The 16,691-nt window shown below is 49.6% G+C and carries 15 protein-coding genes and 1 tRNA gene; 2 read left to right on the top strand and 14 right to left on the bottom strand.

Features of this window, described 5'->3' with window-relative positions; translation table 11 throughout:
* Window positions 1-70: 70 nt before the first annotated feature.
* The 4 genes from DY231_RS04140 to DY231_RS04125 all read right to left on the bottom strand — a co-directional run bounded on the left by DY231_RS04140 (window position 71) and on the right by DY231_RS04125 (window position 2,250).
* A complete protein-coding gene (locus DY231_RS04140) occupies window positions 71-454 on the bottom strand; it encodes a hypothetical protein (RefSeq protein ID WP_064358877.1) in 384 nt (127 codons plus the stop codon).
* Window positions 455-580: 126 nt separating this feature from the next.
* Window positions 581-1,147, bottom strand: coding sequence for a hypothetical protein (locus DY231_RS04135; RefSeq protein ID WP_064358876.1), 567 nt, complete (start codon window positions 1,145-1,147; stop codon window positions 581-583).
* Between the two features lie 16 nt (window positions 1,148-1,163).
* Entirely contained in the window at window positions 1,164-1,643 is a 480-nt protein-coding gene (locus DY231_RS04130; RefSeq protein ID WP_115627380.1) for a hypothetical protein, read from the bottom strand.
* Window positions 1,644-1,743: 100 nt separating this feature from the next.
* Window positions 1,744-2,250, bottom strand: a complete 507-nt coding sequence (locus DY231_RS04125) for a hypothetical protein (protein WP_256562913.1) — start codon at window positions 2,248-2,250, stop codon at window positions 1,744-1,746.
* Between the two features lie 2,059 nt (window positions 2,251-4,309).
* Here DY231_RS04125 and DY231_RS04115 point away from each other — a divergent pair.
* Window positions 4,310-4,861 carry a tyrosine-type recombinase/integrase gene (locus DY231_RS04115; protein WP_064358906.1) on the top strand — a complete coding sequence of 184 codons (552 nt, stop codon included), beginning with the start codon at window positions 4,310-4,312 and terminating at the stop codon, window positions 4,859-4,861.
* A 265-nt stretch (window positions 4,862-5,126) separates the two neighbouring features.
* Here the strand turns inward: DY231_RS04115 and arsC are convergent, their stop codons facing one another.
* The 3 genes from arsC to DY231_RS04095 are packed head-to-tail and all read right to left on the bottom strand — an operon-like array spanning window position 5,127 to window position 7,224.
* Window positions 5,127-5,552, bottom strand: a complete 426-nt coding sequence (gene arsC / locus DY231_RS04105) for a glutaredoxin-dependent arsenate reductase (RefSeq protein WP_064358874.1) — start codon at window positions 5,550-5,552, stop codon at window positions 5,127-5,129.
* A 15-nt stretch (window positions 5,553-5,567) separates the two neighbouring features.
* Window positions 5,568-6,857, bottom strand: a complete 1,290-nt coding sequence (locus DY231_RS04100) for an arsenic transporter (RefSeq protein ID WP_064358873.1) — start codon at window positions 6,855-6,857, stop codon at window positions 5,568-5,570.
* Window positions 6,858-6,903: 46 nt separating this feature from the next.
* Entirely contained in the window at window positions 6,904-7,224 is a 321-nt protein-coding gene (locus tag DY231_RS04095) for a metalloregulator ArsR/SmtB family transcription factor (RefSeq protein ID WP_071998062.1), read from the bottom strand.
* An 89-nt stretch (window positions 7,225-7,313) separates the two neighbouring features.
* Between DY231_RS04095 and arsH the strand changes: the two genes are divergently transcribed.
* Entirely contained in the window at window positions 7,314-8,015 is a 702-nt protein-coding gene (arsH, locus tag DY231_RS04090; RefSeq protein WP_064358872.1) for an arsenical resistance protein ArsH, read from the top strand.
* A 487-nt stretch (window positions 8,016-8,502) separates the two neighbouring features.
* Here the strand turns inward: arsH and DY231_RS04085 are convergent.
* The 7 genes from DY231_RS04085 to recJ form a co-directional block, all read right to left on the bottom strand.
* A tRNA-Gly gene (locus DY231_RS04085) sits at window positions 8,503-8,576 on the bottom strand.
* Between the two features lie 123 nt (window positions 8,577-8,699).
* Window positions 8,700-9,899 (bottom strand): MFS transporter, encoded by a 1,200-nt coding sequence (locus tag DY231_RS04080; protein WP_115627379.1) that lies wholly within the window; start codon window positions 9,897-9,899, stop codon window positions 8,700-8,702.
* Window positions 9,896-11,143, bottom strand: coding sequence for a peptidase T (pepT, locus tag DY231_RS04075; protein WP_115627378.1), 1,248 nt, complete (start codon window positions 11,141-11,143; stop codon window positions 9,896-9,898). Before pepT ends, DY231_RS04080 begins: the two co-directional genes overlap by 4 nt.
* A gap of 221 nt (window positions 11,144-11,364) precedes the next feature.
* Window positions 11,365-12,126, bottom strand: coding sequence for an amidase activator ActS (gene actS, locus DY231_RS04070; protein WP_115627377.1), 762 nt, complete (start codon window positions 12,124-12,126; stop codon window positions 11,365-11,367).
* 74 nt (window positions 12,127-12,200) lie between these two features.
* On the bottom strand, window positions 12,201-13,715 hold the full coding sequence (lysS, locus tag DY231_RS04065; protein WP_034498219.1) for a lysine--tRNA ligase: 1,515 nt from the start codon (window positions 13,713-13,715) through the stop codon (window positions 12,201-12,203).
* A 9-nt stretch (window positions 13,716-13,724) separates the two neighbouring features.
* Window positions 13,725-14,823, bottom strand: a protein-coding gene (prfB, locus tag DY231_RS04060) for a peptide chain release factor 2 (RefSeq protein ID WP_115627376.1) whose coding sequence is annotated in 2 segments (ribosomal slippage) — window positions 13,725-14,747 and window positions 14,749-14,823 — 1,098 coding nt in all. Because the reading frame shifts where the segments join, the coding sequence is not laid out codon by codon here.
* Between the two features lie 128 nt (window positions 14,824-14,951).
* A complete protein-coding gene (recJ, locus tag DY231_RS04055; RefSeq protein ID WP_115627375.1) occupies window positions 14,952-16,685 on the bottom strand; it encodes a single-stranded-DNA-specific exonuclease RecJ in 1,734 nt (577 codons plus the stop codon).
* Window positions 16,686-16,691 lie beyond the last annotated feature (6 nt).

Genomic DNA, 16,691 nt, shown 5'->3' with positions numbered 1-16,691 from the left:
AATTTTCAACAAAAATGACGACTATTTATTGACTTCCATGTCAATTTGTGAATTAAAGGCAAGTATGCCTTCAATCATTCGTCCCTTTGATCGGTGCTGATTCAATAATGAATGAGTACGCAGCCGGATCAGCGGCGACAATCTCCCGGCATTTGACGCGAGCACGTTCAAGCGCTGCCTCATCCACAATGTGAGGTTTAAACGTCCCAGCGCCAGCACCCAGCGTCTTCTTGATGCGCTTCGCTTTGTGTTTAGCCTTCTGTTTACTGTCTTTGACTGGCTGGCCTGCTGGCGCTGATTGGTGTGACGGCCTCCAATCCGAGTTGGACTCAAGGAAACGACCAACGGCGGCGCAGACAGCTTCCTGGCGCTGGGCGTCCTCCATCTCTTCGACCGTCCTTCCTTGAAGCGCGGCGGCTATTCCGTCTTTTACTTTTTGCAATGTTGTCTTCATTCTTATATTTCCTGTACAGGGTTAGACCGTCGAGGACGCACGTAAATGCGCCAGCCAGCAACGGCAGGTAGGGCAAAATGTCTATGAGGTTCAATGCTGGACACTTTCAGACCGTCGCGGTCTGACTCACGGTTGCGGCCTGGTTAATGGCCCTGGCTTGCCTGCCTGGTTCTTACTGATTCGTCTCACCGGGTTTATCTGGATTGGTTTAAAACGGCTCGCGGCCTTCCGTTTAGAAACCATAATAAACTCAATGTAGAGAGGATCATTTGCTGGCGGCATTCGTGCATTGATCGAGGATTCAGCAACCCCGTTTTGACGCAGCGACATAACTACCCAGTACAATGAAAGGCCCAGCGCCGTGCAGATATCTGCGAGCGTTGCACCCTCGTTGAAGCTGGTCAGCGCTAACCTGGCGTTGGTATAGCTGTTAGTTTTGGCAAATCGACGGCAACGCGGATTGTATGAGCTATTGTACAGTTCGATAACGCGATCCAGCGGAAGCCTACAGATCAGCGCGACCTTTCCGGGCGGCATTCCGGCAATGAGCATGTGTTTACATTTCCGCAACACGTCCACATCGCGCGAGCGGCACTTAAACAATAGCGTTAAGTCTGGGAGTTCTGAATCTGGTAGTGGTTCGGGTAGGTCTGTGTTCTGGGTGGCGGTCAACGCCTTGCGTTTCTCAATCATTTGTCCTCTTTAGTTGTCACGCAGCGGCTTTAGATGTAGAACCATTCAGGAATCGCTGTAGCTCATCTGTTGAGCCAGCGATAGCCAAGCGCCGTGCGTATTCACGATCCGTATTGGTTAGGTTGTACACTGGAATGGTGAATTGGTGATTTTCGTTTTGCTGGGAATGTTTCTGCAACTGGTGCGTTATGCCCTGTGAAGCGCATCGGGCGGCACTTGTGTAATACTCAATCATTCGCTGGCAGTATACTTCCCCATCAACTGCCAGCCGTTTACGATTTAGAGTCGCCGCTACTGTTTGAGTGCTGATTACTTCCAGCGATTGAACCAACCGGAAAACGGCGGATGAGCTAACCTGATTAGTGCCGGTTTTAATCTGGCCCTTCGCTCCCCTGATAATGTCATTTGCCCATCGGGGTAATTCGTAAAACGTGGCGTAGTTAAGTAAAAAACGTTTTGCTGTTTGGTTATCAATTTTAAATACGGGTCGTGCCAATTTTCCTCCTAAAAATGCATATGCGGAATTGATCCTGCTATCGCGGGTGAGCGATCAGAATTCGGCGGCCTGCATGGCTTGCGTTTTTGGTTGGTCTGCCCTATTTGAGGCAATTTGATTGGCCCGGCGTTGCGCCGGATGGGTTCACACTGTTGGCAATGTCGCGAAGTCGCGAAGTCGCGAAGTCGCCAGCGAAGCTGTAACCGTGTTGTTCCAGGTTCTCCACACCATCAGTGGCAACAAGGAACATGATCACCTGCTCGGGCGTCATAATCAGATTGAGTTTTTCACGGTACAGACGGCGGTAACCCTGGAGCACCGGGGCCAGAATCTCAGTCAGGGATTGACCATCAGCAAACTGGCGGGATAGTGGTTTCAGGATCGCCTTGACCGCTCGGGCGCTCTTTGCCTTTTTCTTTTCCTGTTTCAGGATATGAAGTGCAACGGCAAGCTGCGGGTACTTCGCGTGTGCAGCGTCAGCGCCACCACTACGGCTAATGAAAGACCAAAGTGCGGTTTTGGTGTATGTGCCGTACATGATGGCGTCTGCGATCTGCTCGCCTGTCATGGTGGATAGGGTGATGCGTTGGGATTTAGGTTTGTTCATTTTGGGTTCTCCGTGAGTTATTGAAATTATTCTCGGAGGTTCTAATCGTGAAACCCATTTAGTCAGGAGCCATCACCGGGCGGTAGATGCACCTTATTTGTTAAAAACCATGTTATCAGTAATGATTGTCATTCGCAAGACATTATTTGAATTAAAATGATTTCCAAATCTTACTATGGCACAAGTCAGATTTCAATGTCAAATTATTTTTAAACGCTCTGTAACGCCCTGTGCTGCGTTCTGATGCCTACCCGCTACGTTCGTATTGCCTGAGGTGTTTAAATCGCTCTACGGGCTTCCTGTTAAGCCTGTGACGGATTGGCATGATGTTTGCTTGTTATACCCCCCGCCACCCTCGCCGCCCCCATTGACTCTGCGGGTTACACTCCTCGTGACAATGTGTCCAAATACTGCGCGGCTGTCGCCTTGCTGCCCAAAAGGTGGCTGGCCTGCCGTAGGCAGTTAGCCCATTGCCGTAGCCTTACAACCCCACCAAGAGCGTTTACACGCGATTGGGCTGGGGTCTTAGTGTTGTAGCGTATGGTCACAACCCAGCGAAAACACTTAGATAGCTAAGGGTTCAGCGTAGCGTTGTAAACAAACACAACAACAAAACAACAAAAAAGAAACAAAAAAATCTTCTTTATAATTATTTATAAGACCGAAGCCCGGAGGGTGAGCAGAGTGAAGTCTTATAGAATCAGTCTTAATTTTTTTGTTTTTAATTAGTAAGTTAGTTGGAGATCGTAGCCCGTAGGGTGGAGCGTTCTTCCCGGCCAGGGAAGAGAGAGCGGAGATCTCTAATAACTGTTGCGTTAATTACCGAAGCCCGAAGGGTGAGCGTAGCGAGGTCTTAAAATATAACTGTTGCGTTAATGGCTGGCCTCTCCCAGTCAGAACGCCGCTGAGTCAAAACGTCGTCGTGTTGGTGGCGTATCCACTGGTAATGCAGAAACAAACGCACGATGTGCTGTCCCACCTCTGGCGATCTTTTCTCAAAATAAATAGCCGATAAATACCCCGAAATCAGCCCCAAATCTGCCCTATCTCGCCCCATCCGGGCGACTTCCCTCGTGTGGTTGTGGTCAAGTATGGGTGTTCGCTAAGGTGTAAGTTATACAGCGGTATGGCCTGAGCGCCCCGACTGGCGCGGGTTCGTTAAATTTGTCTGCCAATAATGCAGGGTTGCCCCTTTAGATGTGGGCTAAACAACAATCATGATCACCCCTTAACTTTTGTCTAAAATAATAAAAAGCCGTTTCATTCTCAAAAAACATCGAAAAATCATCGCTTTTTTGGCCTCTGGGAGCCTCTGAGAGAGGCGCTCAGGATCATGGTAATCGTGATGTACCTATTGTGGGAAAACGTCATGGTGTGCTTCTGGTGAAGCGTGGGAGGGCTTGCCGGATGGTGGAAAGGCTGAGGCCGTACATGTTGTGGGATGAGGTCAAGACCAGGGCCGGAGGTCTGGGGAATATCGCCGGGCGCTGGTGTCGTGTTGGTGGGGAATCTGACTCCAGCAGGCAGGCAAAGAAGCGACACTCTAAGTTAGGTCACACTGTATTCAAGTGTGACCTAAGCAAGGAGGAATACAAGCAACCAACTGAATAATAATAACTTTTATCGCCTTGCCGTCTCTGCCGCCGCCGTATCGTGGTTTTATGCAGTCACCAGATGAATAGAACAAGCCGAAATGTGAATGAAAATTCAATTCTTTGCATACATTGACGAAGTTCAGCCAGGCGACCAGGAACCGGGCGAGGACTCGATAAGTCAACCGCCAAGATATTTTGAAATTACATTTCATTTTTATTGAACCAGCCAGGCGGGCACTTAACCGTTTTCCAAGTCCGAAGATACTAACCGTGCTCTGAGTCCGCAGGATATTTCCCGACCAGCCAGCCTCCGGCATGGCCCTTGTTGGTATGCCTCCCGGCGGGGCTGGGTTGCATCCATCACATTTATTGTGACCAAAGGAAAATGATCAAAAAAGTTCTTTACAATGATCGACTTAACGATCAATCATTCACTCATCAGAACGATTAATGGAGCACAAATCATGGCAAAAACAAACGCGCCAACGCTGGAAGAAGCAGCAGCAATTGAGAAGGTTTTGAGGTATCGCAATGAGACCTACGCAGACGCCTGGGCGCTTAATCTCAACCTGGCGTTACGCATTAGTGATCTGTTGGCACTGACTTATAAAGATGTTGCCGGGACGGAAATCCGCATCACAGAGGGCAAGACGAAAAAAGCGCGGGTTATCCCGATTAACGAAAAGGCGCGGGAGATTATCAACCGCCGCCGTGCGGCATATCCCGAAGATATATTCCTGTTTCAGTCCCGATCAAACCGCGTGAAGGGCCAGGCTGCGAGGCCAGTCACCAGAGAGTCAGCCAGTAGGGCATTCAGTGAGGCTGGGGAGATGGTGACGGATAAAAACATCGGGACACACAGCGCCCGCAAGTGTCGCGGGCGTGCGTTGTGGGAACGCGGTGTACCCATCGAGACAATATCCAAGATGCTGAACCACAGCAGCCCGACGGTCACCATGACGTACCTCGATATTACGCAAGACGAAGTGAATCAGACCTACGATCTGAACATTTAACAACATGGGGACGCGTAGATGAAAAAACGTACAGTAAAAGCACCATCAGTGTCAGTTTTAACTTTGTTAACCCTGCTGGCGTATCAGCCTCTGGCAGCATATGCAGGCCGTATAACAATGCAACTGACAGACGAGCAAGAACTGCCGAACGGAAAACGGCTATGCGTATATTGTAACTCGATATACACATTCACCCACATCACCCGGTCAATGTCTTGCCAATACACACGCACATTTAACACGGATGATGCGGAATAGATTATGGTTAAATCAGTCGCTTGCCATCCTTATCAACGACCTTTTCACCATCTTCTTTAATAAACTCGCCTTTTTGAGGATTTGGTAGAATCTCCAACACAACCTCAGATGGACGGCAGAGGCGCGTTCCAAGTGGTGTAACGACAATCGGACGATTGATCAAAATAGGGTGGCTCAGCATTGCCTCAATCATTTCTTCATCGGTAAAACGATCCTCTGCTAAACCAAGTTGCTCGTATGGTTCTACATTTTTCCGCAGTAATGCTCGAACACTGATCCCCATTGCGCTGATCAACTCTGAAAGTTGATCTCTGCTTGGTGGATTTTCCAGGTAGAGAATCACGGTCGGTTCAACATCGCTATTCTGAATCAAAGCCAGCGTATTACGGGATGTTCCACATGCTGGATTGTGGTAAATGGTTATATCAGTCATGGTTCTTCTCTTAACTTACAGGGAAAACGACAAGCGCAACACCAGCGCACTGAGGGTAACGAACAGCACAGGCAGCGTCATAATCACGCCCACCCGGAAGTAATACCCCCAACTTATTTTTATGCTTTTCTGATCAAGGACATGTAACCAAAGCAGCGTAGCAAGGCTCCCTATAGGTGTGATTTTTGGCCCCAGATCGCAGCCAATCACGTTGGCATAGATCATCGCTTCCTTGATAACCCCTGATGCCGTACTCCCATCAATCGACAAAGCGCCAATCAAAACAGTAGGCATGTTGTTCATGATGGATGACAAGAATGCAGATAAGAAGCCGGTTCCCAGCGTTGCGGCCCAGAGACCTCTATCCGCAAACTGGTTTAGAACACCCGAAAGATGTTCGGTGAGTCCTGCATTACGCAGACCATAAACAACCAGGTACATACCGAGCGAGAACACTACAATCTGCCAAGGCGCACCACGCAACACCTTGCCCGTATTGATCGAATGCCCTCGTTTAGCAACGAGGAAGAGTATTAACGCCCCAACTGCCGCAATAGCACTTACAGGGATTCCAAGAGGTTCGAGCACAAAAAAACCTATCAAGAGAAGCAATAACACTATCCAGCCTGTTCTGAATGTTGCCGGATCTTTAATAGCTTCTGCTGGTGCTTTCAGTCGGGAAAGTTCGTAAACGGCTGGAATGTCTTTACGGAAGAACAAGTGAAGTACAGCAAGAGTGGCTGCAATAGCGGCAAAATCCACCGGAACCATCACAGAAGCGTAATCACTGAACCCCAGTTTGAAGAAGTCAGCAGAAACAATATTCACAAGATTAGATACGATCAGCGGTAAACTTGCCGTATCAGCAATAAACCCCGCTGCCATAACGAAAGCCAGCGTTGTTCCTTTACTGAATCCCAGCGCCAATAGCATAGCAATGACAATCGGCGTAAGAATCAGCGCTGCGCCATCATTAGCAAACAGAGCAGCAACAGCCGCCCCCAGTAACACTATATAAGTGAATAGCAGCCGCCCATGTCCATTACCCCACCGGGCAACATGTAAAGCGCACCATTCAAAGAAGCCAGACTCATCAAGCAGTAAGCTGATGATGATAACCGCGATAAAAGCTGCGGTAGCATTCCAGACAATGTGCCATACAACCGGGATGTCATTTATCTGTATAACCCCCGTAACTAAAGCCAGCACCGCACCAATTGAGGCAGTCCAGCCAATACTAAGGCCGCGAGGTTGCCAAATAACAAAGACAATGGTTAGTACGAAGATTGCTCCTGCCAATAACATTCCGAACCCCTTAAACACATTCGATTTGGTGAATGTATTTTTGTTATCATCCGCAAACAGCGGTGTTTACGTTATTCAAAGATTGTCGTACTTCATCGCGCTGGCTACTCCAGGCTGTGTCGATGATTGAAGCCGCCCATGCTGGCATGTGTGGTGAAAGTCGATAATAAATCCATTTTCCTTCACGGCGATCCAGCACCAGTCCGGCATCTCGTAGCAAAGCTATGTGCCTTGAAACCTTTGGCTGAGATTGGTTAGTGACCGAACATAGCTCGCAAACACAAAGTTCCCCAGCCTCACGCAGTAACAGAATAATCGTCGTGCGTGTCTCGTCTGCAAGTAGCTTGAAAAGTTGAACAGGTAACATCTGTGAGCAGCCCCAGTCAAAAACGAATACATATGTTAATTCATATGTGTTAAAAGTAAAGCATAGCGTAAAAACTCTGGAGTAACGACATGAAGACATTCCCTGCCCTTGATACTGATTGCTTTGATGCAACCATAGCTGAAAGGATCGGAGGTTCAGCTATCTCTCCTCGCTTTCTCATCCTTTACGGCTCAGTACGTCAGCGATCATTTAGTCGATTTAGTGCCGAAGAAGCCGGGCGATTGCTTACGGAAATGGGGGCTGAGGTGAAAATCTTTAATCCATCAGGTTTACCACTTCCTGATGATGCACCAGAAACTCACCCAAAGGTGCAGGAGCTACGGAGCCTGGTTCGATGGTGTGATGGTATGGTGTGGAGTTCTCCAGAAAGGCACGGTGCGATGAGTAGCATTCTGAAAGCCCAAATAGACTGGATTCCTTTAACAGAAGGAGCGATCCGCCCTTCTCAAGGAAAAACTCTGGCAGTGATGCAGGTTTGTGGCGGCTCTCAATCATTTAATGCCGTTAATCAGATGCGTGTCCTTGGGCGCTGGATGAGGATGTTTACTATCCCTAACCAATCATCGGTGGCAAAAGCCTGGCAAGAGTTTGATGATGATGGACGAATGAAACCATCTTCTTATTACGACCGCATTGTTGATGTGATGGAGGAACTATTCAAAATCACACTGATTTTGAAAGGCCACACTGAGTACCTTGCAGATCGTTATAGCGAAAGAAAAGAAAACCACGAGCAACTCTCCGCCCGAGTGAATCAACAAAAAATTTAAAAAGTAACAGCCAGTGAAAGGCAATAGAGATCATTTAGCGCCGTGTTGGGCACACCAACAGAAAGCGCCGAAGGCGTATCATCAGATTGTCAGTTAACCGCTCTCTTATCGAGTACCGATCATTTATGGCTCGGTGAACACCACGGCAGAGCCAGTCCCTTTCCCGGACTGGTTAGGCTTCCCAACATTTGCTCGTTTATCCGTGGCGTGTCATCACGACAGGCTGGTACGGGACACCGCGCTAAGTGTGGAACAGTTAAAAGTTTTGGGAGAGTTTTAAAGCCCTGGTGAAGGCATCTGCTGTTCATGTTGGACTGTCGCAGTATGAACTTGGAACTACTGCCAGCGTGGTGGTATGCTCCCCTTATACCACTGACCACACACGCGGCAGGTGCGGGCGTAGTACAATGGGTAGTTTAAGTTGTACCTGCTTTGCAGGGCAACGTAACTAACTGAATAATCTAACTTGTTGATTATTCAGGAGAACTGGAGCGGGCGAAGGGAATCGAACCCTCGTATGCAGCTTGGGAAGCTGCCGTTCTACCATTGAACTACACCCGCTTTGAAGTGCGTAGGCATTATAGACGTTCAGCTTTTACTGGCAAGCGCCTTTTAAGTTATGTGATGGATTATTAAGCGATTGTTTTTATTAAACAGGGGAAACCATCGGTTTCCCCTGCTTCATTAAGCCTGACTCAGCGCTTTTTTCGGGAACACAAACAGCGCCACAATTGGGGAAACGACCATTAACGCAAATACCCAAATGAAGCCCATGGTGAACCCACCGGTTGCATCGATAGACCAGCCAATTAGCTGGCTGTTTGCGGTGGCGATAACAAACGTACACACCCAAAATGTCGACATGGTGTAGGTCACGGTTTGAGTATTTGCGCCTTTTAACGTCTCTTTTGGAATCGAGAAGATAAAGGCAAACCAGGTCGCAAATACAAAACCGGTCAGGAACGAACAAACCAGAATCAGGATGTCATTGGTCGCGAACAGCATAATAAAGGTGGTCATCGCCATCACAATGCTGGAGCTAAACAGCCAGTTTTTATAGTGGTAGCCACGCGCTTTGCAGAACGGGCCCGCTATCGCCCCGAGCATAATCCCCACCTGGTTCACCGTCCCGCTCAGATGAGCGTGAGATTCTGGCGGCAGGTGCGCGTATTTCGCGTAATACAACGGCAGGAAGGTGAACATGAAAATCATCATGATCATTGCCCCGGTGTATTGGGCAATCATCCCCCACACCACGCGGTTGAAAATGGCATCTTTCAGGATGCGCATTTTATCCGCGCTGGCATCGTGACTGGCTTTGCTCACGACAACGTCTTCATCAGTAAAGAAGATGAACCAAACCGCGCCGAGTACTAAAGTAATCAGACCATACACCGCCAGCAGATTTCTCCAGCCGCCGAAATATACCGACAAGCTCGCGGCTAACGTCAGCGCGATAATCGTGCCGATAATATTAGAAGTGCAGTTCAGACTGTTTAGCGCAGATGCCGTTTTATTGTCGAAGAAACGCGCCACGGTCGGCACCAGTGATACCAGGCAAATTGCGCCGCCCAGGCCGCCCATAAAGCGAATCATCAGCAATAAATCGAAATTATTGGTCCACGGAATTAATACCGATAACCCCGTCAGCACACAGCCGAGTAAATACGATTTCTTAGCGCCTAACTGTGCGGTAAGAATTGAAGTACAAAAAGCACCTAAAATCTTCGCCCATAGAATCACGTTAGACATTAACGCCGCATGCGATACATCAATATTAAAATCGGCCATGATTTGCGGCATTACCGCACCGGTGGTGGCCCAGGCGGCACCAAAAACCATATACACGGCGTACAGAACAAACTCGATTATCCACTTATTCACGCGCAAACCTCTTGAGCACTTAGGGCGATAATTTCCAACAGCATTTCACTGGCCAGGCGCAAAGATTCTGCGGGCAGAAATTCTTTAGTTGAGTGGAAATTATGGGCACCGGTAAAGATATTCACCGTCGGTAGACCCGCTGGCGTGATAACGCTGCCATCATAACCGCCACGCATAATGAGTGGCTTCGGTTCGATATTCAGGTTACGCATCGCCTGTTGCACGCTGGCAATAATCTCCGGCTTTTTATCCAGACCCGCTTTGACGTTGTCGTAGGTATCAGATAACTCCAGAGTAATATTGTCCTGGCCGAAGCGATTTTGAAGCTGTTTGGTAATTAAGCGCAGTGTGGATTTTCTATTCTGGTAGCCATCGAATTCAAAATCGCGCAGTGCAATTTCAAGTGTTGCGCTGACGGTGTTACCCGTGAATTTATTCACCCAGAAATACCCTTCACGACCTTCAGTTAATTCAGGGCGTTCGGTTTCAGGTAGTGCATTAATAACTTCATTTGCGATTAATAATGCATTAACCAGTTTCCCTTTTGCACTCATGGGATGGGCAGTGACGCCTTTAAAGGTCATTTTTGCACTGCCCGCATACCAGTTTTCAATCACATATTCACCGATACCGCAGCAATCGAGGCAAATACCAAAGTCTGCATTTAATTCGGCAACGTTTAATGCTTTAGCACCGCGAATACCTATTTCTTCATCTGGCAATAACACCAGTTTGATATCACCATGCTTAAAGTCAGGCGTCGCAATCATATAGCGAATGGCTTCAACCGCCGCCGCAATCGCCGCTTTATCGTCAGCGCCCAGCAGGCTGGTACCATCAGTAGTAATGATATCCTGGCCGACATAGTTCAACAGTTCCGGGAACGCCTCAACGGCAATCACTTCACCCGTGGCAGGCAGCACGATATCTGTGCCGTCATAGTTTTTCACGCGTACAGCGTGGGTGTCATTCGCGTTATCCGGCGCGGTATCGAGATGCGCAAAGAACACGATGGCTGGCATATCAGGGCTGTTTGCCGGCAGGCTCAAAACGGTAATCGCGTTATCATGAACCGTGGCTTGAATATCGCTAACATCAGCAAATTCGCTGGCGACAAGTTGCGCTAATTGGTACTGATTTTCACAGCTTGGGAGTTGTAGATTATCTGGAACGGATGTGGTGTTGATTTTTGTATACCGGATAAAGGTATCTATTATTTGGTCTGCGTTAATACGTATTGTCATTATTTGCTACTCACCATTAACATTGAATGGCTGGTAAATATCATAACTGCATCAACCTCGTTATATTCGTTATAACTCAGTTATTATTTTGCAAAATATTAACCATTCATATTATGAATCGAAGTGTTTAGCATTATTAGTCATGAACGCAGGGTAATGCGTGACAGAGATCAAGCGCGAGGGGATTTATTAAAAGCCAGATTAACTCTGGCTTTTAATCATTAGCAGGAAGGTTTACTGCCCGCAGGAGGCAAATAACGCTGCGGATCAATGGCGGTCGCGCGATAGCGAATCTGGAAATGTAGATTCACAGAATCTGAACCGCTGCTGCCCATGGTGGCAATTTTCTGCCCGGCAGCCACTTTTTGGCTGGTGTTCACAAGCGTCGTTTCGTTGTGCGCGTAGGCGGTGATGTAGTCTTCATTATGTTTAATCATCACCAGATTGCCGTAGCCACGAAGCTGGTTGCCGACATAAACCACGGTTCCAGCGGCAGAGGCGTAAATGGGTTGCCCGCGTTTGCCCGCGATATCAATGCCTTTGTTGCCGCCATCGCTATTAGAGAACGGCACGATCACTTTGCCCGTTGTCGGCCAGCGCCAGCATTTTGATCCCACAGGAGGTGCTGCCACTTTAGCAACGCTGCTGGTCGAAGATGAACGTGGTTTGGATGTTTTTGCCACCGCCGTTTTCTTCGAGGAAGAACCGGAGCTGCCTTTGACGCGAAGCTTTTGCCCGACTTCCAGGGTATAAGGCGCGGAAATGCCATTAAGACGCGCCAACTCGCCAACACTTGAGCCGGTTATGCGTGAAATTCGATAGAGTGTGTCGCCACGTTTAACGGTGTAAACCGGCCCGCTATAGTTTCCTGCGGAGGCTTTAGAAGTGCTCGCTTTGTTTGATGAGCAAGCGACGAGAAACAGGCCCAGGAGCAGGACGATGGCGTTGAGTGACCATTTTCTGACTGTGCTTTCCTTGCGCAAACTAATCCTCGGAATACATTAACTGAAAAGAAGATGTTCCTCCCCGCAGTGACGCAGGGAGGAACGAGTACCACTTACTTAACCGGGCGCAGTGCCGGGAACAGGATAACGTCGCGGATGGTGTGGCTGTTTGTGAACAGCATAACCATACGGTCGATACCAATGCCCAGACCCGCTGTTGGCGGCAAGCCGTGCTCCAGAGCCGTCACGTAGTCTTCGTCGAAGAACATCGCTTCGTCGTCGCCTGCGTCTTTTGCAGAAACCTGGTCTGCAAAGCGCTGAGCCTGATCTTCTGCATCGTTCAGCTCGGAGAAACCGTTACCGATTTCACGGCCACCGATGAAGAACTCGAAGCGGTCAGTGATTTCTGGATTTTCGTCGTTACGACGCGCCAGTGGAGAAACTTCTGCCGGGTATTCGGTGATGAAGGTCGGCTGAATCAGATGGCTTTCAGCCACTTCTTCAAAGATTTCTGTCACTACGCGGCCCAGGCCCCAGCTCTTCTCAACTTTGATGCCGATAGCCGCTGCGATTTCCAGAGCCTTAGCCATATCGTCCAGATCCGCAATATCGGTTTCCGGGCGGTATTTCTTGATAGCTTCGCGCATGGTCAGTTTTGCGAACGGCTGGTCGAAGTCAAACACCTCTTCGCCGTACTGAACCTGTGCTGTACCCAGCACGTCATGTGCCAGAGTACGGAACAGAGATTCGGTCAGCTCGATCAGATCTTTGTAATCCGCATACGCCATATAGAGTTCCATCATGGTGAACTCTGGGTTATGACGTGGAGAAATGCCTTCGTTACGGAAGTTACGGTTGATTTCGAAGACGCGATCGAAGCCACCTACAACCAGACGTTTCAGATACAGTTCCGGCGCTATACGCAGGTACATATCGATGTCCAGCGCATTGTGGTGGGTGATGAAAGGACGCGCAGAAGCACCACCAGGGATGACTTGCATCATTGGGGTTTCAACTTCCATAAAGCCACGGTTAACCATGAAGTTACGGACGCCAGCCATGATCTGAGAGCGAATTTTAAAGGTCTTGCGGGATTCATCGTTGGAGATCAAATCCAAATAACGCTGACGATAACGCGCTTCTTGATCCTGCAAACCGTGGAATTTGTCTGGCAGCGGACGCAATGCTTTGGTCAGCAGACGCAGCTCAGTACAGTGAATTGAAAGCTCACCGGTTTTGGTTTTGAACAGCTTGCCGCGAGCGCCCAGGATATCGCCAAGATCCCACTTTTTGAACTGCTCGTTGTAGATGCCTTCAGGCAAATCATCACGGGCAACGTAAAGCTGAATGCGGCCACCGACATCTTGCAGAGTCACGAAAGACGCTTTACCCATAATACGGCGCGTCATCATACGGCCCGCAACGGCAACTTCGATGCCCAGCTCTTCCAGCTCTTCGTTCTCTTTAGCGTCGAAGTCAGCGTGCAGTTGGTCAGAGGTGTGATCGCGACGGAAATCATTTGGGAAAGCGATGCCCTGCTCACGCAGGCCTGCCAGCTTCTCGCGGCGTGCTTTCAGTTCATTGTTAAGATCAACCGCTTCGGTGCCCTGCTCTTGTTGTTCAGACATGTTGGTTCCTCATAACCCTGCTTTCAAACTTGCTTCGATAAATTTGTCCAGATCGCCATCCAGTACCGCCTGCGTGTTACGGGTTTCTACACCAGTACGCAAGTCTTTGATACGGGAGTCGTCCAGTACGTAAGAACGAATCTGGCTGCCCCAGCCGATATCCGATTTGTTGTCTTCCAGCGACTGCTTCTCAGCATTTTTCTTCTGCATTTCCAGCTCGTATAACTTCGCCTTCATCTGCTTCATCGCCTGATCTTTGTTCTTATGTTGCGAACGATCGTTCTGGCACTGAGTCACGGTATTGGTCGGAAGGTGGGTAATACGTACCGCAGATTCTGTACGGTTAACGTGCTGACCACCAGCGCCCGATGCACGGTAAACGTCGATACGCAGATCCGCTGGATTGATTTCGATATCAATGTCGTCATCCACTTCTGGATACACGAAAGCGGAGCTAAAGGAGGTATGGCGACGGCCACCGGAATCGAATGGGCTTTTACGCACGAGGCGATGCACGCCAGTTTCGGTACGCAACCAGCCAAAGGCATATTCACCCTGAATGCGAATAGTCACGGATTTAATCCCGGCGACTTCACCTTCAGACTCTTCAATGATTTCAGTTTTGAAACCACGCGCTTCTGCCCAACGCAGATACATACGCATCAACATGCTGGCCCAGTCTTGCGCCTCGGTGCCGCCAGAACCTGCCTGAATGTCGATATAGCAATCCGCGCTGTCGTATTCGCCGGAGAACATACGACGGAATTCCAACTGCGCCAGTTTGGCTTCGAGTTGGTCTATCTCAACAATGGTTTCATTGAAGGTATCTTCGTCGTCGGCTTCGACGGCCAATTCCAGCAAGCCGTTAACATCTTCCAGCCCCTGAGTCATTTGGTCTAAGGTATCGACAATGGCTTCCAGTGCAGAACGCTCTTTACCTAACGCTTGCGCGCGCTCAGGTTCGTTCCACACATCAGGCTGTTCCAGCTCTGCGTTTACTTCTTCCAGGCGCTCTTTCTTGGCATCGTAGTCAAAGATACCCCCTAAGAACGTCGCTGCGTTCGGTGAGGTCCTGGATGCGGTTTTTTACCGGGTTAATTTCAAACATGGTCTGTATTATCTTATGTTGATGACAGAAGACGAAAATGCGGTCGTAAACCGGAAAGTTTACCGGAATTACGCCGCTTTTTATAGTTTTGTCTGGCTTATAGCCAAGTAATTGAGGTGATAACGGGGCTAGATCGGCCAGATATGATCGATGAGTAATTGAACACTGCGGTTGCCGCGAAACTCGTTCACATCAAGCTTGAAAGCCAGTTCGACTTCACGCACGCCGTTATCCGGCCAGTATGCGGTGTCGACGTTAAAGGCAATCCCGTCGATAAGCGGGCCGCCGCCAACGGGCTCCACCATGACTTTCAAATGGCGTTCACCCACCAGCCGTTGCTGTAATAAACGGAATTTGCCGTCAAACAGTGGCTCGGGGAACATCTGCCCCCACGGCCCGGCATCACGCAGCATTTCTGCGATTTCCAGCGTCATTTCTTGCGCAGTAATAGCACCATCTGACCACACCACACCTTGCAGCAGCGCAGGGTCGAGCCATTCACCCACCAGTTCGCCAAACAGCTTACGGAACTCTTCAAATTTGGCTTCTTCCAACGACAAACCCGCAGCCATCGCATGGCCACCGAATTTCAGCATCAAACCAGGATGCAGGGTATCAAGACGCTCGAGAGCATCACGCATATGCAAACCTTGCACTGAACGCCCGGAGCCTTTCAGCGTGCCGTCACCCGCTGGCGCAAAGGCGATAACCGGGCGGTTAAAGCGCTCTTTTATCCGTGATGCCAGGATGCCGACCACCCCCTGATGCCATTCCGGGTGATACATTGCGAGACCATACGGCAATTCATCGTTACTGTGTTCGAGCTGCTGGCATAGCGTCAGCGCTTCGACCTGCATCCCCTGCTCAATTTCTTTGCGCGTCTGATTTAGCGCGTCAAGTTCATTGGCAAGCATGCGCGCTTCGCCGATGTTTTCACTGAGCAGCAACGCAACGCCGACTGACATATCATCCAGACGCCCCGCCGCATTCAGACGCGGCCCTAAAGCAAAACCTAAATCGCTGGCTGCCAGTTTTTGAGGTTCACGGTTCGCGACTTCGAGCAGCGCTTTGATGCCCGGACGGCATTTCCCCGCACGAATTCGGCTCAGGCCCTGCCAGGTCAAAATCCGGTTATTGGTATCCAGCGGCACGACATCGGCCACCGTACCTAACGCCACTAAATCCAGCAGTTCTGCCAGGTTGGGAATCGCCAAACCTTGCTGTTCAAACCAGCCGCATTCGCGTAAATGCGCGCGCAGCGCCAGCATCAGATAAAAAGCGACGCCAACACCTGCAAGGGACTTTGATGGAAACTCACAATCGACCAGATTCGGGTTGATGATGGCTTCTGCCGCTGGCAACTCAGGCCCCGGTAAGTGGTGGTCAGTCACCACCACAGGAATTCCCAGCTCATGAGCGCGTTCAACGCCGCTATGAGATGAGATGCCGTTATCGACGGTCAAAATCATTTGCGCGCCGCGCGCATGAGCTTGATCCACCACTTCAGGGCTTAAACCGTAACCATCTTCAAAGCGGTTTGGAACGAGGTAACTGATATTTTGGCAACCAAGGCTGCGCAGCCCCAGCACGCTCAGTGCGGTGCTGGTTGCACCATCAGCATCAAAATCGCCGACCACGATAATGCGCAAACCTTCGCGGAAAGCGTTGTGTAACAACTCAACGGCTTTATCCATGCCGTTGAGTTGCTGCCAGGGCAACATACCTTTCACACTACGTTCGAGGTCTTGCTCACCCTGCACACCGCGACTGGCGTACAGGCGCTTTAAGAGTGGATGCAGTTGCTGAGGCAGCACGACGGATTCATCAACGGTACGACGGCGAAGTTGTGTTTGCTGTTTCACCCGTCC

It is taken from the genome of Buttiauxella agrestis, from assembly GCF_900446255.1.
GTDB lineage: Bacteria > Pseudomonadota > Gammaproteobacteria > Enterobacterales > Enterobacteriaceae > Buttiauxella > Buttiauxella agrestis.
This window is presented reverse-complemented; position numbering and strand designations above follow the sequence as displayed.